This is a genomic window from Streptomyces sp. NPDC056296, from assembly GCF_042268605.1.
GTDB lineage: Bacteria > Actinomycetota > Actinomycetes > Streptomycetales > Streptomycetaceae > Streptomyces.
Genome location: NZ_JBHJRX010000011.1, coordinates 64,309 through 87,870, shown reverse-complemented (window position 1 = coordinate 87,870; position 23,562 = coordinate 64,309). Strand labels below are relative to the sequence as shown.

Below are 23,562 nucleotides of genomic sequence, written 5' to 3'. Positions count from 1 at the left end.
AGGCGAATCGTTCCTGTCCCACACGTACGTGTGATGGGTGAGGCGGCCGGTCCCCCGCCCGTGCGTACGAAACTAGCTTCGTCGCCGGAGGTGACCGAACGATGACAGCCTGTGCGATCGAGCCTTCGGCGGGCCCCGGGAACGGCGGCCCCCCGCGGGCGGGCTGCACCATCACCGCGGAGGGCGCCTACGCCGCGCGACTCGCCCTGAGCGGGGACTCCTGGTACCCGGAGCGCTGGACCCTGGACGGCCCCGAGCCGTACGCGGTACCGCTGCCCGGCAACCAGCCGGAGGAGCCCGGCACCGAGGTGCAGCCGATGGGCGACGGGCGGGTCCTGGTCCACCGCGTCGCGGCCGGGCGGCACGTCTTCGCGCTGCTGTACCCGACCGGGCCCGGCACCGGCGAGCTGTCGCTCGGCGCGGTCGAGTGCCCCGAGGACACCACCGTGCTGCGGCTGCTGCCGCCGGTTCCGGGCGGCGAGCGGGCGTACGCCCTCGCCGTCGGCCCGCGTGCGACGGCGCTGTGGCAGGTCGCGGGCGGTGCCTGCGGGCCCGAGCGGGTCGCCGAGATCCCCGGCCGCTGTTCGGGCGGGGCCTGGCTGGACCGCACGGGCCGGATACTGGCCGTGGACCGGGAGACCGGCGGCCGCACCAAGGCGGTCGTGGTGGACCTGGAGCGGGACGGCGAGGTGTCGCCGCTGCTGCAGATCGCCGCGGACAGCGACGACCGGATACTGCTGGCCGACCCGGACAGCGGGCTGGTGCTGATCCGCTCGGACGCGCCCTCGCCGGGACAGGACCGGCTCGGCTGGGGGGTGCTGGGCAGCACGCTGCCGGTGCGCTTCCCCGAGTGTCTGCGACTGCCGGACTGCGTCGTGACGCCGTTCGCGATCCAGCCCGGCCAGGCGCTGACGCCGGAGCGCTGCGCGGTGGCGCTTCGCGTGGACGGCGCGTTCGGCAGCTGGCTCGGGGTGTGGCGGCCCGCCGAGCGGCGGGTGCGTCATCTTCCGGCCCCCGAGGGGTGGTTGACGGGCGCCGGGCTGTGGACCGCGGACGGGGAGCTGCGTCTGCCGTGCTCCTCCCCTCGGTTGCCGTGCGGCGTGGCGCGGTTGAGCGCACGGGACGCGGGCGGCGAGCGGGCGGAGGGCGCGCGGGATGACGCGCGGGATGCGGAGGAATCGGCTCCGGGCGAGCCTGGCGAACCCGGTGAAACGGACACTCCGACGCCCGCTCCGCAGCGCCCCGTACCCCTGCAACAGGCCCCGCTGGCACGGCTTGTAACGAAGTAGTGCCGGTTGGCGTGGCCGCCTGGATTCGGGCCGAGGTGTGCCGGTTACACTCGCCCGGCTGTAGGAAAGATCATGTTGACGGGGTGAATTCCTTCCGATGAACGACGCCAGCACGACCCAGCCGATGCAGGCCGACGGTGCCGACGTTCGCGAGACCGACACCGGCCACGGCCGGCACCGAGGACCGGTCTCCAGTCAGGACGACGCGGCGACTCCACGGGGCCGCCACCGCAAGCCGGCCGAGGAGTCCGAATCGGCGGCCTGACGGCACGTCGAGAGGCAAGGCAGAGGCACGCGAAGTAACAACAAGTAACACGAAGTAAGCAGCAGGCAAGCGGCTCCGGCCCCGTTCGTCACCGCGACGGACGGGGCCGGCGTCGTCATCCGTACCGGACGACGTCATCCGTACCGGACGACGGTGTCGGCGAGGACCGGGGCGTCGTCCCTCTCGACCGCACTCACGGCCACCCGCACGGAGCCTCCGCCGCCCGCCACCGGGCCGCCGCCGTCAGCCGAGCCGCCGCCGTCAGCCGAGCCGCCGCCGTCCGCCACCGCAGGCCGCCACATGCGCACCCGCAGCGTCTCCCCCGGGTACACGACCCCGGCGAACCGCGCGCGGTACTCGCGCACCCGGGTCACGTCACCGTCCAGCAGCGTGTCGACGACCGACTTGAGCGTGCCGCCGTAGGTGCACAGCCCGTGCAGAACGGGCCGGTCGAAGCCGGCGCGCGCCGCGAACTCCGGGTCGGCGTGCAGGGGGTTCCAGTCGCCGGAGAGCCGGTAGAGCAGGGCCTGGTCCTCGCGTACGGGGCGGTCGACGACGTGGTCGGGTGGCTCGGTGGGCGGCGGCGCCGGGCGCCCGGACGGTCCCCGCGCACCGCCCCACCCGCCCTCCCCGCGTACGAAGATCTCGGCCTCGTCGGTCCACAGCGGCCCGTCCGCGTCGGTGACCTCGGTGCGCAGCACGAGGACGGCCGCCGTGCCCTTGTCGTACGCGGCGACGACGCGGGAGGCGGCGCTGGCCCGTCCCCGCACCGGCACGGTCCGGTGCAGGCGCAGATGCTGTCCGCCGTGCAGGACGTGGGCGAGGTCGACGTCGACGCCGGGCATGGACAGGCCGCCGATGACGCCCGGGGGGCCGCCGCCCGCGACCGTCGCGAAGCTCGGCAGGACGTGCAGCTGGGACTCGAAGGTGTAGCGCAGCTCGCGGGGGTCGGTGGCGGGGAGACCGGCGCCGATGCCGAGGTGGTAGAGCTGGACGTCCTTGTGGTCCCAGGCGATCTCGCGGACGCGGGGTGCGGCGGCGAGCGCCTCGGCTGCGTCGATGGGCATGACTCTCCCCGGTACCCGAAACCCTGCGAAACCATGGACAGCCATGACCGTACGGGACGCCGCACGCCCATGACATTTGTCCCGCCGAACTCCGGACAACCGCATCTGCCGCCCGCCCCCGCCCTCTCCGTAGCGTCGCCCGTATGCCACCGAACACCCCGACCACGACCACGACCGCACCGACCACGACAGCACCGCTCATGACCACACCGCTCACGACCACACCCCGCACCGCTCCCGCCGTCTCCCTCGCCGGAGCGGTCAAGGCGTACGGCGACGTCCGCGCCGTCGACGGTGTGGACCTGGAGATCGCGCGCGGCGAGACGGTCGCGCTGCTGGGACGCAACGGCGCGGGCAAGTCGACGGCGATCGCGCTGCTGCTCGGGCTGTGCCCGCCCGACGAGGGCACCGTGGAGCTGTTCGGCGGGCCGCCCGAGGGGGCCGTACGCGCCGGCCGGGTGGGGGCCATGCTCCCGGAGGCGCGGGCGGTCCCCCGGGTCACCGTGGGCGAGCTGGTCGCCTTCGTGGCCGGGCGTTATCCGGCGCCGATGCCCGTCGAGCGGGCCCTGGAGCTGGCCGGCCTCGCCGGGCTGGCCGGGCGGCGCGTGGACCGGCTGTCCGGCGGGCAGACCCAGCGCGTACGGTTCGCCGTCGCGCTGGCCGGCAACCCCGACCTGCTCGTCCTGGACGAACCCACGGCGGCCCTGGACGTGGAGGCCCGGCGCGCCTTCTGGGAGTCGATGCGGGCGTACGCCCGGCGCGGCAGCACGGTCCTCTTCTCGACGCACTATCTGGAGGAGGCCGACGCGCACGCCGACCGGATCCTGGTCGTGGACCGGGGGCGGATCGTCGCGGACGGCACGGGCGACGAACTGCGCCGGGCGGCGGGCGGCGCCCGCGTCTCCTTCGACCTGGCCGGCCGGTCCACCGGGGACCTGACGCCGCTGCCCGGCGTGCGCGCGCTGGAGGTACGGGGAGACCGCGCGCTGCTGCGCACCGAGGACTCCGACGCCACTGTCGTCGCCCTCGCGGAACTCGGCGCGATACGCGGCCTGGAGGTGGTCCCGGCGTCCCTGGACGACGCGTTCCTGGCCCTGACGACGGCGGCGGCGACGACCGCGGAGAGGGAGACCGTGCGATGAGGGACTATCTGCGGCTGGAGACGCGCCGTACGCTGCGCGACCCCGGCTTCGTCGTGGGCGGTGTCGCCATGCCCGTCCTCATGTACCTGCTCTTCACCAACCTCGGGGACGGCGACTCGGGCGGCTGGAAGACCGGCGCGATGGTCGGCATGGCCGCCTACGGCGCGGTCGGCTCGGCCCTCAACACCGGCGGCGGGGTCGCCGAGGACCGGGCGATCGGCTGGCTGCGGCAGCTGAGGGTGACTCCGATGCCCCCGCACCAGGTGGTGGTGGGCCGCGCCCTGACCGCGTCGGTCACCGTGCTGCCCGCCATCGCGGCCGTACTCGCCGCGGGCGGCCTGCTCAACGGCGTACGGCTGGACGCCTGGCAGTGGGCGGCGCTGGCGCTGCTGCTCTGGCTGGGGTCGGTCCCCTTCACGCTGCTCGGTCTGGGCAACGGCTACCGGCTGACCGGGCAGACCACGGGCGTGGCCAACATGGTGGCCAACCTGGGCCTGGCCGTCCTCGGCGGCCTGTGGTTCCCGCTCGCGCTGTTCCCGGAGTGGCTGCGCGCGGTGTCGGCGTACACCCCGACCCATCGTTTCGCCGAGCTGGGCACGTCGGTCGCCACGGGGCACGCGCCGCCCCCGGGTGCGATTCTCGTACTGACGGCGTGGCTGCTGGCGTTCGGGGCGTATGCCGTCCTGTCCTACCGACGCGGCGCGGGAAACACCTGAGCGAGACGGACGGAAAGCGGACACGAAGCGGAAACGGAAGCGGAAACGGAAAGGGGCCGATGGCCATGACCCGGACACGAGGGCGGCTGCGCGGGATCTCGTGCCGCCTGGACGCGTGGCAACTGGCTCGGCAGTCCGCACCGTCCGAAGCCGGCGAGCGACCGGAGCGGATCGGACCGCCGCCCACCGGCTTCACGCTCCTGCCCTGGCTGCTGATGGGCCTGGGCAGCCTCGCGAACATCTTCCAGGGCCGGACCTCCAACCCCTGGATCGGCGGGCTCGGCCTGCTCGTCTTCAACTCGCTCTACATCTACGTGGCCATGCGCTCCTTCGACGAGGAGCGCCGCCGGTCGCCGTCCACGCGGGTGGCCCTCGCCGTCATGGCCCTGGTGACCTGCGGACTGTCGCTGGCGTACGGGGGCAACTGGCTGCTGTTCTTCCCGCTGCTCGGGCTGGCCGCGGGTGCGGCGCTGCGCGGCCGGTGGCTGGGCCGGTGGGGCTGGTCGCTGGCGGCGCTGGCGGGTGCCGTGGCCGGCTTCAAGGACGGCTGGAACGGCCTCAACATCGCCTACGGGACCTTCCTGTCGACGATGGTGACGGCCGCGATCCTCGGCCTGTCCGACGCCGTACGGCAACTGCGCGCCGCCCGTGAGGAACTGGCCACCCGCGCGGTGGCGGAGGAGCGGCTGCGCTTCTCCCGCGACCTGCACGATCTGCTCGGGCACACCCTGTCGGTGATCGTGGTCAAGTCGGAGGCGGCCCGGCGGCTGGCGCCCCGCGACCTGGACGCGGCGCTGACCCAGATCACCGACATCGAGTCGGTCGGCCGCCAGGCGCTGACCGAGGTCCGCGAGGCGGTCACGGGCTACCGCGAGGGCAGCCTCGGCACCGAGCTGGACCGGGCCCGTTCGGCGCTGACCGCGGCGGACGTGGAGCCGGTGGTCCGCCGCTCCGGCCCGCCGCTGCCGCCGCAGACCGAGGCGCTGCTGGGGTGGGTGGTGCGGGAGGCGGTCACCAACGTCGTACGGCACAGCGGGGCGAGCCGCTGCGAGATCGCGGTGTCGGGCGGCACGGAACGGGTCCGGCTGACGGTCACGGACAACGGCACGGGCGGCGACGGCCCCGCCCAGGGGCCGGGCACGGGCCTGACCGGCCTGACGGAACGCCTGGCCTCGGCCGGGGGCTCACTGAGCGCGGGTGTGGAGGCCCGGGGCGGCTTCGCGGTGACGGCGGAACTGCCGGTGGCGGCGCAGGGGGCCGCGCCGGTGGGGGTGGTGGGGGCACCGGCATAGCGGGTGTGCGGCGGCATGACAGGTGTGCTGCCGGGCGTGGCGGGTGTGCGGCCGGCGTGGCGGGTGTGCGGCCGACGTAGCGGGCGTGCGGCCGACGTAGCGGGCGTGCGGCCGACGTAGCGGGCGTGCGGCCGACGTAGCGGGCGTGCGGCCGACGTAGCGGGCGTGCCCGAGCCCGCCCCCTAACCTGGCCCCGTGACCGACGAGACCCCACGCACCCGTCCCATCCGTGTCCTCCTCGCCGAGGACCAGGGCATGATGCGCGGGGCGCTCGCGCTGCTGCTCGGGATGGAGGACGACATCGAGGTGGTGGCGCAGGTGTCCGCCGGGGACGAGATCGTCGGCGCCGCGCTCACGCACCGTCCGGACGTCGCCCTCCTGGACATCGAGCTGCCGGGCCGGAGCGGCCTGGACGCCGCCGCCGAGCTGCGTGAGCGGGCGCCCGGGTGCCGGGTGCTGATCCTGACCACGTTCGGCCGCCCCGGGTACCTCCGGCGGGCCATGGAGGCGGGCGCCGCCGGTTTCCTGGTGAAGGACGGCCCCGTGGAGGAGCTGGCCGGCACGATCCGCCGGGTGCTGGACGGCGAGACGGTCGTCGACCCCGCGCTCGCCGCCGCCGCGCTCAGTGCTGGCCCCAGCCCGCTCACCGCCCGTGAGTGCGACGTCCTCAGGGCGTCCGCGGACGGCGCGACCGTCGCCGACATCGCCGCGGCCCTGCACCTCTCCGAGTCCACGGTCCGCAACTACCTCTCCGCGGCCATCGGCAAGACCGCCACCCGCAACCGCGCGGAGGCGCTCCGCGAGGCCCGGCGGCAGGGGTGGCTCTGAGGCGGCCGCCGGCCGGTGCGTGCGTGCGGGGTTGATCGGGGTGGTTCGGGGCGGGGCGCGGCTACCCCCGTAGCCCGCGCTCCGTCCGCTCCCCCGCCGGCAGCCACACCCGCATCAGCACCGCTCCGGCGACCAGCACCGCCGCCGCCGTACGGAACACCAGCGCGTACCCGTCCGTCAGCTCCTCCGGTCCTGCGCCCTCTCCCCCGGCCCGGGCCGCCGCGATCGTCGACATCACGGCGAGTCCCAGCGAACCGCCCATCGTCCGGGAGGTGTTGATCAGCCCGGAGACCAGTCCGGCGTCCCCGGCCGCCGCCCCCGAGATGGCCAGCGACGCCAGCGGAGTCGCCGCCAGCCCCGCGCCCAGCATCATCAGCACCCCGGGAATCATGATCGCGGTCACGTACCCGCCGTCCGCCGTCATCGTCGACTGCCAGCCGAAGCCGACCGCCGCCACGAGCGTGCCCAGCACGGCCACGTTCCGCGCCCCGATCCTCGGCATGAAACGCGGCGCCGCCTTCGAACCGAGAACGACCGCCAGCGAGCTGGGTACGAGGGCGAGACCGGCCTCCAGCGGGGAGTAGCCCAGCACGTTCTGCGCGTACAGGGTCATGAAGAACCACATGGCGAACATCGACGAGCCGGACACCAGCATCGCCACGTTCGCCGACGCCACCGACCGCAGCCGCAGCAGCCCGAGCGGCATCAGCGGCGCCGCCGTCCGCGCCTCGACGAGGAGGAACAGCGCGAGCAGCGCGAGCCCGGCGAACAGCGGCACGAGCGTCGCCGGCGCGGCCCACCCCTCGGACTCGGTCTGCGAGATGCCGTAGGCCAGGGTGGCCAGACCGGCGGTGACCAGGAGCGCGCCGGGCAGGTCGAGGCGCCGTCGTTCACCGGCGCGGCTCTCGGTCAGCCACAGCACGGCGCCGGCCAGTACCACCGCGCCCACCGGCACGTTGATCAGCAGTACCCAGCGCCACGACAGCCCGTCCACCAGGACGCCGCCCACCAGGCCGCCCGCGGCGCCGCCGCCCGCTCCCACGGCGGTCCAGGTCGCGATCGCCCGGGCCCGCGCCGCGCCCTCCGGCACCGCCGCGGTCAGGATCGTCAGCGTCGAGGGTGCGAGTACCGCCGCCCCCAGTCCCTGCACGGCCCGCGCGGCCAGCAGCTGCCAGCCCTCCTGGGCGAGTCCGCCGCCCAGCGAGGCCAGCGTGAACAGTCCGAGCCCGACCAGGAACATCCGCTTGCGCCCGTACAGGTCGCCGGCCCGCCCGCCGAGCAGCATGAAGCCCGCGAAGGCGATGGCGTAGGCGTTGACCACCCACTGGAGTCCCTGCGCGCTCAGTCCGAGGTCGGCCCGCATCGACGGCAGGGCGACGTTGACGACGGACACGTCGAGTACGACCAGGAACTGTCCGGCGCACGCGAGCGCCACGACCAGCCAGGTGGGCGGCGTGTGGCGCGGGGATATTCGGGCTGTGGCGGTGCCGGTGGTTTCGAGCATGGGTGTCATGGTCTCAACCCGGGCGTGCCCCTGGCATCGGTATTTGGTCCCCGGACGGTCCTAGGTCTCCGGTCCCGGGATTCCGGTCCCTGGGCCCGGCCGTCTCCCAAGGAAAGGTCAAGAATTCGTTAGCGGCTCGAAACAACGGAATAGTTGCCCCGGCGCACGAGGTTCAGCCTGCACACATCCCGCATCGCACATCCGCATCGCACCCGCCGGCTCCCCGGCCTGGAGGCCTCACCCCATGTCCCACACGACGACCGACGAGCCCGCCCGGAAAGCGAGCGGGGCCACCGTCCCGGTGCTCGCCTTCGCGGGCATCGTCGTCGCGGTGATGCAGACCCTGCTCGTCCCGGTCATCAAGGACCTGCCCCGACTCCTGGACACCACGCCCGGCAACGCCACCTGGGTACTGACCTCGACGCTCCTGTCCGGAGCCGTCGCCACGCCGATCATGGGACGGCTCGGCGACCTCTTCGGCAAGCGCCGCATGCTGATCACCAGCCTGTCGGTGATGGTGGTGGGCGCGCTGCTCAGCGCGTTCACCGACGCCCTGGTCCCGATGATCGTCGGCCGTACCCTCCAGGGCTTCGCGATGGGCGCGATACCCCTCGGCATCGGCCTGATGCGCGACATGCTGCCCCGCGAGCGGCTCGGCTCGGCGATGGCGCTGATGAGTTCCTCGATCGGCGTCGGCGGCGGCCTGGCGCTGCCCGCCGCGGCCCTGGTCGCGCAGCACACCGACTGGCACGCCCTGTTCTACGGCGCCGCGGGCCTCGGCGTCCTCGCCATCGCCCTGACCCTCGCCGTCGTACCGGAGTCCCCGCTGCGCGCCAAGGGCTCCTTCGACCTGCCGGGCGCGCTCGGGCTGGCGGCCGGCCTGGTCCTCTTCCTCCTGCCGATCACCAAGGGCAGCGACTGGGGCTGGTCTTCGCCGACCACGCTCGGCCTGTTCGCCGCCGCCGTCGTGGTGCTGCTCCTGTGGGGCCTGATGGAGCTGCGCCTCGCGGCCCCGCTGGTCGACCTGCGCACCACGGCCCGCCGCGAGGTACTCCTCACCAACCTCGCCTCGATCATGGTCGGCGTCTCCTTCTACGTCATCTCACTCGTCCTGCCGCAGCTCCTCCAGCTGCCCTCCGAGACCGGCTACGGCCTCGGGCAGTCGATGGTCGTCGCGGGCCTGTGCGTGGCCCCGCTGGGCCTGACGATGATGTTCACCGCGCCGGTGTACGCCCGTCTGTCCGCCCGCTACGGCCCGCGGACGACGCTGATCCTCGGTCTGCTGATCATCGGGGTCGGCTACGCCGGCGGCCTCGGCCTGATGAGCGCCGCCTGGCAGACCGTCGTCACCTCGGTGCTGATCGGCGCGGGCATCGGCCTCGCCTACTCCTCCCTGCCGGCGCTGATCATCGGCGCGGTCCCGGCCTCGGAGACGGGCGCGGCCAACGGCCTCAACACCCTGATGCGGTCCATCGGTACGTCGGTGTCGAGCGCCGTCATCGGCATGGTGCTCGCCAACTCCGCGAACGACGTCGGCGGCGTCGCCGTCCCCACCATGCACGGCTTCCGCGTCTCCTTCCTGATCGCGACCGCCGCGGTCGCCGTCGGCCTGGCGCTGGCCTTCTTCCTCCCCCGCCGCCGCCCGGCGACGACCACGCAGCTGCGCGCGAGCAGCGAGGAGGACGCGAACCTGGCCCGCGCCGAGCAGGCACTGGCCGGGGAGAGCATGGCCGGGGAGGGCGTGGCCGGTGAGGCGCCGCGCGGTTTCCGCGGCCGGGTGCTGGCCGCCGACGGGGCACCCGTCGCCCGTGCCAAGGTCACCCTGATCGACCGGCACGGCCGCCAGGCGGGCGCGACCCTGTCCGCCGGGGACGGCAGCTACGCCCTCGCCGTCCCCGCCGAGGGCCCGTACGTACTGGCCGCACGTGCCATCGGCCACGGCCCGCTCGCCCACTCGGCCACCCACACCGGCGGCGACCGCCCGGTCGACCTGGACCTGGCCCTGCCGGGCGAGACGGTCTCCGCCTGACCCGTACCGTCCCAGCTCTCCCGCACCCCCTGTCGCACCGCGCGGCGGGGGGTGCGGCAGCATGGTGCGCCGGCATACCCGCGCCACCGCGCCACCGGCACCCCCTGCACCACTGGCACACCCGCACCACCGAAAGGACCCCCGCATGTCCGCGGCACCCGCCCCCGACATCCTCGCCGCCTTCGAGGCAGCGAAGGGGTTCATGCCCGCGCACGAGGGCCTCGCCCTGTACGCGGCGGCCGTGGAGGCGGGCGGGCTCGGGCTGCCGCTGCTGGAGGTCGGCACCTACTGCGGGCGCTCCACGGTCCTGCTCGCCGACGCGGCCCGCCGGGCCGGGGTCGCCGCGCTCACCGTGGACCACCATCGGGGCAGCGAGGAGCAGCAGCCGGGCTGGGAGTACCACGACCCGGAGACGGTCGACCCCGAACTCGGCGTGATGGACACCCTCCCCGCCTTCCGCCGCACCCTTCACCGGGCCGGCCTGGAGGAGCACGTGGTGGCCCTCGTCGGCCGCTCGCCCCAGGTCGCGGCGATCTGGAACGCGCCCCTCGGCCTCGTCTTCGTCGACGGTGGCCACACCGACGAGCACGCGAACGCCGACTACGAGGGCTGGGCGCCGCACGTGGCCGACGGCGGCCTCCTGGTCATCCACGACGTCTTCCCGGACCCGGCCGACGAGTTCACCGGCCAGGCCCCGTACCGCGTCTACCTCAGGGCACTCGCGTCCGGCGCGTTCACCGAGGTCTCCGTGACCGACTCGCTGCGCGTCCTGCGGCGAACGGGCGCGGGGATCTGAGGGCGCGGTCTAGAGTCGCTGCGTGTCGTACACAGGCCCGGACTTCGATCCTCCCCAGCCCCGCCGTTCCCCGCTGCGCCGCCCGCTGACCGTGGCGATCGCCGCGCTCGTGCCCGGGGCGCTGCTCGGGTGGGGGGTGTACGCGGCGGTCGGCGGCTCGGACGACGGCGGCAGCGGCGGCGGGAGCGGTGCGGACCGCGCGGGCGGCGTGCGGACGTCGCAGGCACCGTCCTCACCGTCCTCCGGTGGCCCCGCGTCTCCCACCGACGACGCCAAGCGGCCCACCGGCGCCTCCCCTTCCGCCACGGCGGGGAAGCCTTCCGCGTCCCCGTCGAAGTCCGCGCCCGCCGCGGCGTCCGGCCCCCTCAAGGGCAAGGTCGTCGTCATCGACCCGGGCCACAACCCGAGCAACTTCCAGCACGCCTCCGAAATCAACCGCAAGGTGAACGTCGGCACGCACTGGAAGGAGTGCGACACGACGGGCACGGCCACCAACGCAGGCTGGCCCGAGGCGAAGTTCACCCTCGACGTGGCCCACCGGCTGCGCACGCTCCTGGAGGAGCAGGGCGCCACGGTGAAGCTGACGCAGGACGACGACCGTCCGTACGGGCCCTGCGTGGACGAGCGGGCCCGGATCGGCAACGAGGCGGAGGCCGACGCCGCGATCTCGATCCACGCCGACGGGTCCGGGGCCGGCAACCGCGGCTTCCACGTCATCCTGCCGGGCTCGGTGCACGACGGCGCCGCCGACACCCGCGCCATCGTCGCCCCGTCCGCCGAGCTGGGGCAGCGCATCGCGGGCAACTTCGTCCGCGCCACGGGCAGCGCGCCCTCCAACTACGTCGGTGGCGGCACCGGTCTCGTCACGCGCACGGACCTGGGCGGTCTCAATCTGTCAACGGTTCCCAAGGTGTTCATCGAGTGCGGCAACATGCGCGATAGCAAGGACGCGGCGCTGCTGACCAGTGGCGCCTGGCGGCAGAAAGCGGCGCAAGGGATGTCTGAGGGAATCGTGAGTTTCCTGCGCGGGTAGTGATCAGCGCGCTGATCCCTGCGGACAGCCCCGACGTACGGACGATAGTGTCGTCCGTACGATGAGGGGCCACCCCCGCGCTTCACTCCGGAACCTGACGGCGACATGGTGACAGCGACGCCTCTACTGACGACGAGACGACCTACGAAGGACCTGAAGTGAATATCCGCTCCCTCACTCGAGGCGACGGCGTGGTGATCGGAGCAGCGGTGTTGCTGTTGATCGCGTCGTTCCTCGACATCTACTCGTTCGACGGCGCACCGGACGACGCCGAAATCCCCAGCCTGTGGGGCAGTGGGCCGGTCGTGCTCGGTGTGGTCCTGGCGGGCATCATCGGCGCCGCGCTCGTCATCATGGCCCGCGCTCTGCCGCAGCCCAAGAAGGTGGCGGGCCTCGACCTCGGCCAGTTCGGCGTCGCGTTCACGGTCTTCGCAGCCTGGAGCGCGCTCGGCAACATCTTCGATCCCGCCGGCGCGTTCGACGGCGACGGGGGCTTCACCAATGACCTCGGTGCGGGCCTGGGCCTGATCCTCGCGCTCGTCGCCACGCTGATCATGGCCGCCGCGGCCATCGCCACCCCGCTGGTCCCCGCCCTCAAGGGCACCCTGATCCCGGCCTCCCGTCCGGCCGCTCCGCAGCCCTACGGCGGCCAGCCCCAGGGTGGTTACGGCTACCCGGGCGCCCAGCAGCAGCCGTACGGCGGCCAGCCGGGGCAGCCCGGCCCCGGTCAGCCCGGTCAGCCCGGTCAGCCGGGTCAGCCGGGTCCGTCCTTCGGCGGTCAGCCGCAGCAGGGGCAGCCGCAGCCCCAGCCGCAGGCCCCGCAGCCGCAGCAGGCGCAGGCTCAGCCGGCCGGGGACTTCTCGCCGTTCTGGTTCGCCGTGCCGGTGCCGCGTCCGCTGTTCGCGGAGGACGGCTCCCCCACGCCGATCGCCGAGCTGGCGCCGGGCACCTGGTACCTGGCCGTCGAGCAGCGCGGCGCCAACCTGGTCGCCCAGACGCAGGACGGCCGCCGTGGCGTGCTGCAGGACACCTCGGGCATCCAGCGCGGCTGACCGCGCCCGCCCGACCGTTCGACGTCAACGGCCCCTCGCCCACCGGGACTTCCGGGCGAGGGGCCGTCGGCGTACGCCGGGCCGGTCGCAGGTTTCAAACACACATCCGGGGCCAGACGGAAGTCATGTCCCCTAGAAGTCGCAGCGGATCCAGCGCCGGGACGGCCATCGCGGTGATCGCGGACATCATGGCCGTCATCCTCGGGCTGTGGATCCTGATGTATCTGCTGGACGCCAACCGGGCCAACGACCTGGTGCAGTTCGTCCATGAAGTGGCCAACGTGCTCGCCGGCTGGTCACGTGACCTGTTCACCTTCGACGAGGCCTGGGCCCGCGTGGTGGCCGGCTACGGGCTGGCGGCCGTCGTCTACCTCTTCGTGGGCCACGCCGTGGCCAACCGCCTCGGCCGCCGCTGACCGTTCAGACGCAGCAGTCCGGGTCGAGGCCGCGCGGCAGGCGGTCGCCGGAGAAGACCTGGCAGGTGGCCTCGTGGCCGCCGAGCGCGGCGACGGCGAGGAGCAGGGAGCCGGCCGTCCAGGTGGTCAGTTCGCGCGGCCAGATCGCCTCGTCCTCGAAGACGTAGCCCGTCCAGTACAGGCCGCTGTCCGGGTCGCGCAGGTGCTGGATCGACTGGAGGATCTCCAGGGCGTGGTCGGACTCGCCCACCGCCCACAGGGCGAGGGCGAGTTCGGCGGACTCGCCGCCCGTCACCCACGGGTTGGGGACGACGCAGCGCACGCCGAGGCCCGGGACCACGAAACGGTCCCAGCTCTCCGCGATGCGGGACCTGGCCTCGGTGCCGGTCAGCGCGCCGCCCAGGACCGGGTAGTACCAGTCCATCGAGTAGCGGCCCTTGTCCAGGAACCGCTCCGGGTGGCGGCGGATGGCGTGCCGCAGCGCGCCCGCCGCCAACTCCCAGTCGGGCTGCGGTTCTTCGCGCTGTTCGGCGATGGCGAGCGCGCAGCGCAGCGCGTGGTGGACGGAGGAACTGCCGGTGAGCAGCGCGTCCGTGGTGTCCGTGCCGTCGTCGTCGCGCCGCCAGCCGATCTGCCCGCCCGGCTGCTGGAGGCGCAGTACGAACTCGACCGCCGCGTGGACGACGGGCCACATCCGGTCGAGGAACGTGTCGTCGCCGGTGGCGAGGTGGTGGTGCCAGACGCCCACGGCGACGTAGGCGACGAAGTTGGTCTCCCGGCCGCGGTCGGTGACGTCGGCGAAGTCGCCGTCGGCGTAGGCGGCGTACCAGGAGCCGTCCTGGTTCTGGTGCCGGGCCAGCCACTCGTACGCCCGCTCGGCGGCCTCGTGCTCGCCGGCCGCGTCCAGGGCCATCGCCGCCTCGACGTGGTCCCACGGGTCGAGGTGGTGCCCGCGGAACCACGGGATCGCGCCGTCCTCCCGCTGCACGGCGAGGATGCCGCGGACGGTGGCGGCCGCCTCGGTGTCGGTGAGGACGCCGGGCAGGACCAGGTGTTCGGTGCGGGACGTGGTCACGCGGCGTCCACCCGCGGGAGGTGGGGCTTGGTCGCGTACGCCACGAAGCTCTTGCCGATCAGCGGGTTCAGCGCCTGCTCGGCGACCCTCGTCGCCAGCGGCTTCCTCATGATGTCCCAGACCAGCAGCTTGTGGTACGCCCGCACCGGCAGCGCCTTGTCGTTGTCGACGCCGAACGCGCACTTCAGCCACCAGTACGGCGAGTGCAGCGCGTGCGCGTGGTGGGTGCCGTACGGCTTGAGGCCGGCCTCGCGGATGCGGGTGAGGAGCTGGTCCGCCTTGTAGATGCGGATGTGGCCGCCCTCGACCTCGTGGTAGGCGTCGGACAGTGTCCAGCAGACCTTCTCGGGGCCGTAGCGCGGCACGGTGATCGCGATGCGTCCGCCGGGCTTGAGGACGCGGACCATCTCGGCGAGGACGCCCTTGTCGTCGGGGATGTGCTCCATCACCTCGGAGATGATGACGACGTCGAAGGACTCGTCCGGGAAGGGCAGGGCCAGCGCGTCGCCCTCCATGGCGGTGGCGGTGGCGCCGGCCGGGGCCTCACCGGCCTCCTGCATCGCCGCGAACCACTTGGCGACCTCGCGGATCTCCTCGGCGTTCTGGTCCAGCGCGACGACCTGGGCGCCGCGCCGGTAGCACTCGAACGCGTGCCGGCCGGCCCCGCAGCCGAGGTCCAGCACGCGGTCGCCAGGGGCGAGCGGGAACCGGGAGAAGTCGACGGTCAGCACGTGGCCCTGCTTTCGGGGTAGACGCCGGTGTCACTGGTCGGGGTCGTCGGGGTCGCGGGGACGGTCCTCGGGGTGGTCGCGGAGGGTCCGATGGCCTCGCGGTAGCGGGCGGCCGTGCCCTCGGCGGCGCGGGCCCAGGTGAAGTGCCGCAGCACGCGCTCGCGTCCGGCCGCGCCGAGCCGGGCCCTCAGTTCACGGTCGCCGAGCAGCCGGTTCAGTCCGGCGGCCAGCGCTCCCGCGTCGCCCGGCGGCACCGCGAGGCAGGTCTCGCCGTCGCGCCCGGCGACCTCCGGGACGGCCCCGCCGGTGGTGGCGAGCAGCGCGGTGCCCGTCGCCATGGCCTCGGCGGCCGGCAGCGAGAAGCCCTCGTACAGGGACGGCACGCAGGCGACCTCGGCCGAACGCACCAGGTCGACCAGTTCGGCGTCCGAGATGCCCTTGACGAACTCGACGGCGCCTTCGAGGCCGTACCGCTCGATCGCCTGGGCGACAGGGCCTTCGGCGGGCCGCTTCCCGACAACGACGAGGTGGGCCCGGGGGTGCTCGGTGCGGGCCTTCGCCAGCGCCTCGACGAGGAAGACCAGGCCCTTGAGCGGCACGTCCGCGCTGGACGTCGTCACGATCCGGCCCGGCACCCGTGGCACCGACGGGTCGGGCGAGAACAGGTCGGTGTCGGCGCCGATGTGGACGACGTGGATGCGGTCGTCCCGTACGCCGAGATGGTCGATGATCTCCTGGCGGGAGGTGCCGGAGACGGTGAGCACGGAGGGCAGGCGGCGCGCGACGCGCTTCTGCATGCGGGTGAAGGCGTACCAGCGGCGCACGGAGTACCGCCGCTTGCGGCCGTCGGCGGCGTCGAGTTCGAGCTGCCGGTCCACGGTGATGGGGTGGTGGACGGTGGTGACGAGGGGCGCGCCGACGTCACCGAGCAGTCCGTACCCGAGGGTCTGGTTGTCGTGCACGACGTCGAAGTCGCCGCGGCGGGCGCGCAGATGGCGGCGGGCGCGCAGCGAGAACGTCAGGGGTTCCGGGAAACCGCCGGTCCACATCGTGCCGACCTCGAGCGCGTCGATCCAGTCGCGGTACTCGCCGCGCTTCGGGGTGCGGAAGGGATCGGGCTGGCGGTAGAGGTCGAGGCTGGGCAGCTCGGTGAGGGACAGCCGCTCGTCGTGGCCCTCGTCGAGGCCCTCGTCGAGGACGGGGTAGGGCTGGGCGCCGATGACCTCGACGCGGTGGCCGAGGCGGGCCAGTTCGCGGGAGAGATGGCGGACGTAGACGCCCTGGCCGCCGCAGAACGGGTTTCCCTTGTAGGTGAGGAGTGCGATACGGAGCGGTCGCAAGCCGTCGGCGGCGGGCTCCGGACGGGGACCCGTCTGACTGGCCTCAGCGGTCACTCAGGGCCCCCTTCTCACTGCGCTGTCCCGCGACACTACGCCGGGACGTTAATCTAGAACAAGTTTCAGACTTGATCGTTCGGAGGCTCCGAATCTACCGGCAGGTAGGGGCGCCGTGACGAGTGGATCAGGTGATTCACGCCACGGCAACGGGGAGAAGGTGACCAAGGTGGACAACCCGGCAGCGAACGCGTCCGGCCCGCCGTCCCGCGCCGCCGCCCCGCCCCTCACCGCGCGGCAGCGGGAGCGCCGCCGCCGCATCCTGCACGCGACCGCCCGGCTGGCCTGCCGGGGCGGCTTCGAGGCGGTGCAGATGCGCGAGGTGGCGGAGTCGTCGCAGGTCGCCCTCGGCACGTTGTACCGCTACTTCCCGTCCAAGGTCCATCTGCTGGTGGCGACCATGCACGACCAGCTGGAGCGGCTGCACGGCACCCTGCGCAAGAGCCCGCCGACCGGCGATACGGCCGCCGACCGGGTGGCGCAGACCCTGATGCGGGCCTTCGGCGCGCTGCAGCGCGAACCCCGGCTGGCCGAGGCGATGGCCCGCGCACTGACCTTCGCCGACCGCGCCGTCTCCCCGGAGGTCGACCAGGTCTCCCGCCAGACCACGGCGATCATCCTGGACGCGATGGGCGGCCTGGAGAATCCCACCCCCGAGCAGCTCTCCGCCATCCGCGTCATCGAGCACACCTGGCTCTCGACCCTGATCACCTGGCTCGCCGGCCGCGCCTCCCTCGCCCAGGTGCGGGTGGACGTCGAGACGGTGTGCCGGCTGATCGACGTGACGGAGGCCGGGGCCCACGGGCAGGCGCCCCGGCCGGGCTCCGTAGCCTCCGGGTAAAGTGGCGACGTCGTCATCACACCCGTACGGGGGGAAGCCGGTGCAATTCCGGCGCTGACCCGCAACCGTGAGCCGTCCACCATGGCCCCTTGAGGACCTGCACCGGACGGTGAGCCGGACTGCCCCGCGCGGACGTGACCGGCTCACGTGCCCGGCACCCGCCGGCGCACGGGCACCGTCGAGGCATACGGGGCCGAGCCGCCGGGGGTGCCCCGTGCTGCCCGGCCCCGCACAGGGAAAGGCACCCGCCGCTCATGAACGTCCGCCGTCGCAGCAGCGCCGCGGCCCTCGCCGCCATAGCCGTGATCGGCGCCGCCGCCGCGCCCGCGGTCGCCGCCGATCCGTCGTCCTCCCCGTCCGCGTCCGCCCCGTCCGCGCCCGAGTCCTCCGGGCTGTACGGCACCGCCGATCCGCAGTACGACGGTGTCTGGCGCCAGTCCCTCGCCCTGCTCGCGCAGAAGACGGTGGGCGTGACCCCGTCGTCGAAGGCCGTGGACTGGCTCACCGGCCAGCAGTGCGCGAGCGGCGCCTTCGCCCCGTACCGTGCCGACCCCGCCAAGGCCTGCGACGCCAAGACCATGGTCGACACCAACAACACGGCCGCCGCGATCCAGGCACTGTGGGCCGTCGGCGGGCACGGTGACGTCGTCGAGTCCGCCCTCACCTGGCTGAAGTCCGTACAGAACAAGGACGGCGGCTGGGGCTACACCCCCGGCGGCCCCAGCGACGCCAACTCCACCTCCATCGTCATCGGCGCCCTGACCGCCACGGACAGCAAGCCCGAGCAGGTCGAGAAGGGCGGCAAGACCCCGTACGACGCCCTGCTGACGTTCGCCCTGCCCTGCGCCGAGGACAAGGGCTCCGGCGCGTTCGCCTTCCAGCCCGACAAGGACGGCAAGCTGCTCGCCAACGCGGACGCGACGGCCGCCGGCGTCCTCGGCGCGCTCGGCACGGGCCTGGTCACCGAGGCAGGCAAGGCGACGGACGACGCCACCTGCGCCGACGCGAAGAAGCCGACCCGCGAGCAGGCCGCCGCCAACGGCGCCGCGTATCTCGCCGGTGCCGTCGCCAAGGACGGCCACCTCAAGTCGGCCCTCGGCGGCTCCGCCGACCAGCCCGACTACGGCAACACCGCCGACGCCGTCGTCGCACTCGCCGCGCAGGGCGGCGCGGAGCAGGCGGCCAAGCCGCTGGCGTGGCTGAAGAAGAACGCCGCGAAGTGGGCCGAGCAGAGCGGCCCCGCCGCCTACGCCCAGCTGATCTTCGCCGCCCACGCCACGGGCACCGACCCGCGTGCCTTCGGCGGCACCGACCTCGTGGCACAGCTGAACGCGACGGGGCCGAGCCCGCGGGGCGGCGAGGTGCGGGACAGCGCGACCGTGAGCGCCGAGGACGCCGCGCAGGAGAACGACGACAAGGACGACTCCGGCTTCGGCGTCTGGTGGTTCGTCGGGGTCTGCCTGGTCTTCGGTATCGGCATCGGCTTCCTGCTGAGCGGCCGCAACAAGAAGCAGCAGCCGTGACCCGCGGCGTCGTCCGCGGCGTCCGCGTCGTCCCAGTCCTTCTGGCCGCGTTCCTGCTGATCGGGAGCGCGGGCCAGGCGCAGGCCGCCGGTTACCGTTACTGGTCCTACTGGGACCGCGACGGCGACCGCTGGGTCTACGCCACCCAGGGCCCGTCCCTCGTCCGCCCCTCCGACGGCGACGTCCAGGGCTTCCGCTTCGCGGTGAGCGAGAACTCGGGCGACGCGGCCCAGCCGCGCGGCGCCGCGGACTTCGCGTCGATCTGCGCGAAGACGCCCGCCAAGGACGGCAGCAAACGCGTCGCCCTGGTCCTCGACTTCGGTACGGCGTCCGACGCCCCGTCCGGCGAGACCCCGCCGGCCCCGCGCACGGCCTGCGCACGGGTCTCCCCCGACGCGACGACGGCCGACGCCCTGGCCGCCGTGGCGGACCCGCTGCGCTACAACACCAACGCCCTGCTGTGCGGGATCGCGGGTTACCCGAAGTCGGGTTGCGGGGAGCAGGTCTCGAAGACGGAGGAGGACCCGACGACGCCCACCGCGGCCCCGGCCGCCCAGAAGGACGCGTCGGACGACGACGGCCCCTCGGTCGGCCTCTACGCGGGCATCGCCATCGTGGCAACCCTGGCCGGAGCGGCAACCTGGCAGGCAAGGCGGCGCAGGAATGCCACCGACTGAGCCTGCGGGCCCCCAGCCTGCGGGCATCCGCCCCGCGCCGCCCCAGCCTGCGGGCAGTCGTGCCGCGCCGTCTGCGGGCAGTCGTGCCGCTGGGGCGATGGGGGTCCCCCCGCTCGAGCGAAGCCGAGAGTGGGGGAGGGTGGGCGCAGGCGGCACCCTGTCAGCGCCGGCAAGCGCACCCACCCCCGCCCCCCGCCACCGGTACCGCCCACCCCTGCACCCCGGCGCCTGGTGGCTCTGGGCACTAGCCCTCGGCACCGCCGCCACCCGCACCGCCAACCCCCTCCTCCTCGCCCTCCTCATAGCCGTCTCCGCCTACGTGGTAATCACCCGCCGCCCCCACGCCCCCTGGTCCCGCTCCTACGGCGCCTTCGTCAAGCTCGCCCTCGCCGTCCTCGTCATCCGCCTCCTCTTCACCACGATCCTCGGCTCCCCCATCCCCGGCACGCACACCCTCGTCATCCTCCCCGAAGTCCCCCTCCCCGACTGGGCGCAGGGCATCCGCCTCGGCGGCCGGGTCACCGCCGAGGGCCTCACCTTCGCCCTGTACGACGCGATGAAGCTGGCCACCCTTCTCATCTGCGTCGGCGCCGCGAACGCCCTCGCCAACCCCTCCCGTCTCCTCAAGTCCCTCCCCGGCGCCCTGTACGAGATGGGCGTGGCCGTCGTCGTCGCCCTCACCTTCGCCCCGAGCCTCATCGCCGACGTCCAGCGCCTGCGCGCCGCCCGCCGTCTGCGCGGCCGCCCCGACAAGGGCGTACGGGGTCTGCTCCAGGTCGGGCTCCCGGTGCTGGAAGGCGCCCTGGAGCGTTCCGTCGCCCTCGCCGCCGCGATGGACGCCCGCGGCTACGGCCGTACCGCCCAGGTCCCCGCCCCCGTCCGCCGTACCACCGCCGCGCTCACCCTGGGCGGCCTGCTCGGCGTCTGCGCGGGGACGTACGGGCTGCTGACCGCGGCGGGCGGCACGTACGGCATCCCGGTCCTCGTGGCCGGTGTCGCCGCCGCGCTCGCGGGGCTGTGGCTCGGCGGTCGCCGGACGGTCCGCACCCGCTACCGTCCGGACCGGTGGGACGCCCGCGCCTGGCTGGTCACCGCCTCGGGCGTGGCGGTCGCGGCGCTGCTGTTCCTGGCCGCCGCGCGCGACCCGGCGGCGCTGAACCCGGGCGTGGTCCCGCTGGTCGCCCCCACGCTGCCCCTGTGGCCGGCGGCGGCCGTACTCGTGGGCCTGCTCCCGGCGTTCATCACCCCAGCCCCCCACCCCGTACCCGTCAAGGAGCCGTCGTGATCCGCTTCGAGGATGTCTCCGTGACGTACGACGGAGTGGCCGAACCCACCGTCCGGGGCGTCGACTTCGAGGTCCCGGAGGGTGAACTCGTCCTCCTCGCCGGCCCGTCCGGTGTCGGCAAGTCCACGGTCCTCGGCGCGGTCAGCGGCCTCGTGCCGCACTTCACCGGCGGCACGTTGAGCGGCCGGGTCACGGTGGCCGGGCGCGACACCCGCACCCACAAGCCGCGCGAACTCGCCGACGTCGTCGGCACGGTCGGCCAGGACCCGCTCTCCCACTTCGTGACGGACACCGTCGAGGACGAGCTCGCCTACGGCATGGAGTCCCTCGGCCTGGCCCCGGACGTGATGCGCCGCCGCGTCGAGGAGACCCTCGACCTGCTGGGCCTGTCCGACCTGCGCGGCCGCCCCATCGCCACGCTCTCCGGCGGCCAGCAGCAGCGGGTCGCGATCGGCTCGGTCCTCACCCCGCACCCGCGGGTACTGGTCCTGGACGAACCCACCTCCGCGCTCGACCCCGCCGCCGCGGAGGAGGTGCTGGCCGTCCTCCAGCGCCTGGTCCACGACCTCGGTACGACGGTCCTGATGGCCGAGCACCGCCTGGAGCGCGTCATCCAGTACGCCGACCAGGTCGTCCTGCTCCCGTCCCCGGGCGCGGCGCCGCTCCTCGGGCCTCCGGCGGACGTGATGGCCGTGTCCCCGGTGTACCCGCCGGTGGTGGGCCTGGGCAGGCTGGCGGGCTGGTCCCCGCTGCCGCTGACGATCCGCGACGCCCGCCGCCGCGCCGCCCCGCTGCGGGACCGGCTGGCCGACCGGGAGATTCCGGACCACACGCCGACGACCGCCACGCTCCCGCCCCTGCCCGCGCTCCGGCCCGCCCCCGCGTCCCGCTGGCGCCGCCGTGGGAAGTCCCCGCAAGTCCCTTCGGGTCCCACCCCGTACGCCGCCGAGGTCCGCTCCCTCGCCGTCCGCCGCGACCGGATCCAGGCGCTGCGCGACGTCGATCTGACCGTCTCCCCCGGCGAGACCGTCGCCCTGATGGGCCGCAACGGCGCCGGAAAGTCCACCCTGCTCTCCGCGCTCGTCGGCCTCGTCGAACCGTCCGCCGGTTCGGTCCGCGCGGGCGACGCCGTACCGCACCGCACGGCGCCCCGCGACCTCGTACGCCGGGTCGGCCTGGTCCCGCAGGAGCCGCGCGACCTGCTGTACGCCGACACGGTCGCCGCCGAGTGCGCGGCCGCCGACCGGGACGCGGAGGCGGCCGAGGGCACCTGCCGCGCCCTGCTCACCGAGTTGCTCCCCGGCGTCACCGACGACACCCACCCCCGCGACCTCTCCGAGGGCCAGCGCCTCACCCTCGCCCTGTCCGTCGTACTCACCGCCCGCCCGCCCCTGCTCCTCCTGGACGAGCCGACCCGCGGCCTGGACTACGCGGCGAAGGCCCGGCTGGCGGGCATCCTGCGCGGGCTGGCCGCCGAGGGGCACGCGATCGTGCTGGCGACGCACGACGTAGAGCTGGCCGCCGAGCTGGCCCACCGGGTCGTGCTGCTCGCCGAGGGCGAGGTGATCGCCGACGGTCCGGCGGCGGACGTGGTGGTGGCCTCGCCTTCCTTCGCGCCGCAGGTCGCCAAGGTGCTGGCCCCGCGGAAGTGGCTGACGGTCGCACAGGTCCGGGAGGCGCTGGCATGACCGGTCCCCGACGTGATCGCCAGGCCCGCGCCGTCCGCCTCGGCCCCCGCTCCGTCGCCGCACTCGTGCTGGTCAGCGCGGTGGGCGTGGCCGGCTTCGGCTGGCCCTTCCTGGCCCCGCCGGACGCCTCGCTGAACGCGCACGCCCAGGACGCGCCGTGGCTGTTCGCCGGCCTGCTGGTGCTGCTGGTGGCCGTGGTGGCGGCGACGATCTCGGAGTCGGGCCTCGGCCCCAAGGCGGTGGCGATGCTCGGTGTCCTGGCGGCGGTGGGCGCGGCGCTGCGTCCGATCGGTGCGGGCACGGCCGGCCTGGAGCCGATGTTCTTCCTCATGGTCCTCAGCGGCCGAGTCCTGGGCCCCGGCTTCGGCTTCGTCCTGGGCTCGGTCACAATGTTCGCGTCCGCGCTGCTCACGGGCGGGGTGGGCCCGTGGATGCCGTTCCAGATGCTGGCGATGGGCTGGTTCACGATGGGGGCGGGTCTGCTGCCCTTCCCCGACCGCCTGCGCGGGCGCCCGGAACTGCTCGTGCTCGCCGTGTACGGCTTCCTGGCCGCGTTCGCCTACGGCACGGTGATGAACCTGGCGGGCTGGACCTTCATGAACACGCTCGCCTCGAACATCGCCTTCGACCCGGACGCGTCGATCCCCGACAACCTGGCCCGCTTCCTCGCCTACTGCCTGGCCACGTCCCTCGGCTGGGACGGCGGCCGCGCCGCCGTGACGGTCGTACTGACCCTCGCGCTCGGCACCCCGGTCCTGAAGGCACTGCGCCGCGCCACCCGCCGGGCGGCGTTCGAGACCCCGGTCACGTTCGAGAAGACCGACGAGACCGGCCGCTCCGCGTGACCCGGACCACCTACGCTCCGTTCGCTCTCCACCGACCGAAGGCGGCGTCCCCTGATCCCAGAGTCCGTCGCCTT

The 23,562-nt window shown here is 74.0% G+C and carries 22 protein-coding genes and 1 riboswitch; of the genes, 17 read left to right on the top strand and 5 right to left on the bottom strand.

The annotated features are described in order from the left end of the window. The first annotated feature begins 101 nt into the window (after window positions 1-101). The gene (locus ACFCZF_RS10585) at window positions 102-1,289 is read left to right on the top strand and encodes a hypothetical protein (RefSeq protein ID WP_376671345.1); all 1,188 of its coding nucleotides are present in this window, start codon (window positions 102-104) and stop codon (window positions 1,287-1,289) included. Window positions 1,290-1,386: 97 nt separating this feature from the next. After that, a complete protein-coding gene (locus ACFCZF_RS10580; RefSeq protein WP_375924123.1) occupies window positions 1,387-1,554 on the top strand; it encodes a hypothetical protein in 168 nt (55 codons plus the stop codon). Between the two features lie 134 nt (window positions 1,555-1,688). Here ACFCZF_RS10580 and ACFCZF_RS10575 read toward each other — a convergent pair whose 3' ends face one another. Further along, window positions 1,689-2,621, bottom strand: coding sequence for a MaoC/PaaZ C-terminal domain-containing protein (locus tag ACFCZF_RS10575; protein WP_376671344.1), 933 nt, complete (start codon window positions 2,619-2,621; stop codon window positions 1,689-1,691). 200 nt (window positions 2,622-2,821) lie between these two features. On the opposite strand from ACFCZF_RS10575, the gene ACFCZF_RS10570 reads away from it, so the two are divergent. From ACFCZF_RS10570 to ACFCZF_RS10555, 4 genes are all read left to right on the top strand, one after another. Beyond that, on the top strand, window positions 2,822-3,763 hold the full coding sequence (locus ACFCZF_RS10570; protein WP_376671414.1) for an ABC transporter ATP-binding protein: 942 nt from the start codon (window positions 2,822-2,824) through the stop codon (window positions 3,761-3,763). Beyond that, window positions 3,760-4,479, top strand: a complete 720-nt coding sequence (locus tag ACFCZF_RS10565) for an ABC transporter permease (RefSeq protein ID WP_376671343.1) — start codon at window positions 3,760-3,762, stop codon at window positions 4,477-4,479. Before ACFCZF_RS10570 ends, ACFCZF_RS10565 begins: the two co-directional genes overlap by 4 nt. 65 nt (window positions 4,480-4,544) lie before the next feature. After that, a complete protein-coding gene (locus tag ACFCZF_RS10560) occupies window positions 4,545-5,771 on the top strand; it encodes a sensor histidine kinase (protein WP_376671342.1) in 1,227 nt (408 codons plus the stop codon). Window positions 5,772-5,966: 195 nt separating this feature from the next. Next, a complete protein-coding gene (locus tag ACFCZF_RS10555) occupies window positions 5,967-6,599 on the top strand; it encodes a response regulator (protein WP_375924115.1) in 633 nt (210 codons plus the stop codon). 61 nt (window positions 6,600-6,660) lie between these two features. Here the strand turns inward: ACFCZF_RS10555 and ACFCZF_RS10550 are convergent, their stop codons facing one another. Then, window positions 6,661-8,103 carry an MFS transporter gene (locus tag ACFCZF_RS10550; RefSeq protein WP_376671341.1) on the bottom strand — a complete coding sequence of 481 codons (1,443 nt, stop codon included), beginning with the start codon at window positions 8,101-8,103 and terminating at the stop codon, window positions 6,661-6,663. A gap of 244 nt (window positions 8,104-8,347) precedes the next feature. Between ACFCZF_RS10550 and ACFCZF_RS10545 the strand changes: the two genes are divergently transcribed. From ACFCZF_RS10545 to ACFCZF_RS10525, 5 genes are all read left to right on the top strand, one after another. After that, complete coding sequence (locus tag ACFCZF_RS10545; protein WP_376671340.1) at window positions 8,348-10,132, top strand: MFS transporter; 1,785 nt, start codon at window positions 8,348-8,350, stop codon at window positions 10,130-10,132. A 145-nt stretch (window positions 10,133-10,277) separates the two neighbouring features. Further along, the gene (locus ACFCZF_RS10540) at window positions 10,278-10,928 is read left to right on the top strand and encodes a class I SAM-dependent methyltransferase (RefSeq protein WP_376671339.1); all 651 of its coding nucleotides are present in this window, start codon (window positions 10,278-10,280) and stop codon (window positions 10,926-10,928) included. Between the two features lie 22 nt (window positions 10,929-10,950). Next, window positions 10,951-11,961 (top strand): N-acetylmuramoyl-L-alanine amidase, encoded by a 1,011-nt coding sequence (locus tag ACFCZF_RS10535; protein WP_376671338.1) that lies wholly within the window; start codon window positions 10,951-10,953, stop codon window positions 11,959-11,961. A 158-nt stretch (window positions 11,962-12,119) separates the two neighbouring features. Then, window positions 12,120-13,013 (top strand): hypothetical protein, encoded by an 894-nt coding sequence (locus ACFCZF_RS10530; protein WP_376671337.1) that lies wholly within the window; start codon window positions 12,120-12,122, stop codon window positions 13,011-13,013. Between the two features lie 125 nt (window positions 13,014-13,138). Then, the gene (locus ACFCZF_RS10525) at window positions 13,139-13,429 is read left to right on the top strand and encodes a hypothetical protein (protein ID WP_310873627.1); all 291 of its coding nucleotides are present in this window, start codon (window positions 13,139-13,141) and stop codon (window positions 13,427-13,429) included. A 4-nt stretch (window positions 13,430-13,433) separates the two neighbouring features. On the opposite strand, the gene ACFCZF_RS10520 is transcribed toward ACFCZF_RS10525, so the two are convergent. Genes ACFCZF_RS10520 through ACFCZF_RS10510 form a run of 3 tightly spaced genes read right to left on the bottom strand, consistent with a single transcriptional unit; the run spans window position 13,434 to window position 16,629 of the window. Then, window positions 13,434-14,504, bottom strand: a complete 1,071-nt coding sequence (locus ACFCZF_RS10520) for a prenyltransferase (RefSeq protein ID WP_376671336.1) — start codon at window positions 14,502-14,504, stop codon at window positions 13,434-13,436. Next, window positions 14,501-15,235 carry a class I SAM-dependent methyltransferase gene (locus tag ACFCZF_RS10515; protein WP_376671335.1) on the bottom strand — a complete coding sequence of 245 codons (735 nt, stop codon included), beginning with the start codon at window positions 15,233-15,235 and terminating at the stop codon, window positions 14,501-14,503. Before ACFCZF_RS10515 ends, ACFCZF_RS10520 begins: the two co-directional genes overlap by 4 nt. Then, window positions 15,229-16,629, bottom strand: a complete 1,401-nt coding sequence (locus ACFCZF_RS10510; protein ID WP_376671334.1) for a glycosyltransferase family 4 protein — start codon at window positions 16,627-16,629, stop codon at window positions 15,229-15,231. The genes ACFCZF_RS10515 and ACFCZF_RS10510 overlap by 7 nt, the downstream gene beginning before the upstream one ends. A gap of 169 nt (window positions 16,630-16,798) precedes the next feature. On the opposite strand from ACFCZF_RS10510, the gene ACFCZF_RS10505 reads away from it, so the two are divergent. From ACFCZF_RS10505 to ACFCZF_RS10480, 6 genes are all read left to right on the top strand, one after another. After that, on the top strand, window positions 16,799-17,470 hold the full coding sequence (locus ACFCZF_RS10505) for a TetR family transcriptional regulator (protein WP_376671333.1): 672 nt from the start codon (window positions 16,799-16,801) through the stop codon (window positions 17,468-17,470). 30 nt (window positions 17,471-17,500) lie between these two features. Further along, window positions 17,501-17,595: riboswitch (cobalamin riboswitch) on the top strand. Between the two features lie 129 nt (window positions 17,596-17,724). Next, window positions 17,725-18,993 carry a prenyltransferase/squalene oxidase repeat-containing protein gene (locus tag ACFCZF_RS10500; protein ID WP_376671332.1) on the top strand — a complete coding sequence of 423 codons (1,269 nt, stop codon included), beginning with the start codon at window positions 17,725-17,727 and terminating at the stop codon, window positions 18,991-18,993. Then, on the top strand, window positions 18,990-19,670 hold the full coding sequence (locus ACFCZF_RS10495) for an SCO2322 family protein (RefSeq protein ID WP_376671331.1): 681 nt from the start codon (window positions 18,990-18,992) through the stop codon (window positions 19,668-19,670). The genes ACFCZF_RS10500 and ACFCZF_RS10495 overlap by 4 nt, the downstream gene beginning before the upstream one ends. Window positions 19,671-19,809: 139 nt before the next feature. Then, window positions 19,810-20,955 carry an energy-coupling factor transporter transmembrane component T gene (locus tag ACFCZF_RS10490; protein WP_376671330.1) on the top strand — a complete coding sequence of 382 codons (1,146 nt, stop codon included), beginning with the start codon at window positions 19,810-19,812 and terminating at the stop codon, window positions 20,953-20,955. Beyond that, window positions 20,952-22,643, top strand: coding sequence for an ABC transporter ATP-binding protein (locus tag ACFCZF_RS10485; RefSeq protein ID WP_376671329.1), 1,692 nt, complete (start codon window positions 20,952-20,954; stop codon window positions 22,641-22,643). The genes ACFCZF_RS10490 and ACFCZF_RS10485 overlap by 4 nt, the downstream gene beginning before the upstream one ends. Continuing rightward, the gene (locus ACFCZF_RS10480) at window positions 22,640-23,488 is read left to right on the top strand and encodes an ECF transporter S component (RefSeq protein ID WP_376671328.1); all 849 of its coding nucleotides are present in this window, start codon (window positions 22,640-22,642) and stop codon (window positions 23,486-23,488) included. Before ACFCZF_RS10485 ends, ACFCZF_RS10480 begins: the two co-directional genes overlap by 4 nt. The last annotated feature ends 74 nt before the right edge of the window (window positions 23,489-23,562 follow it).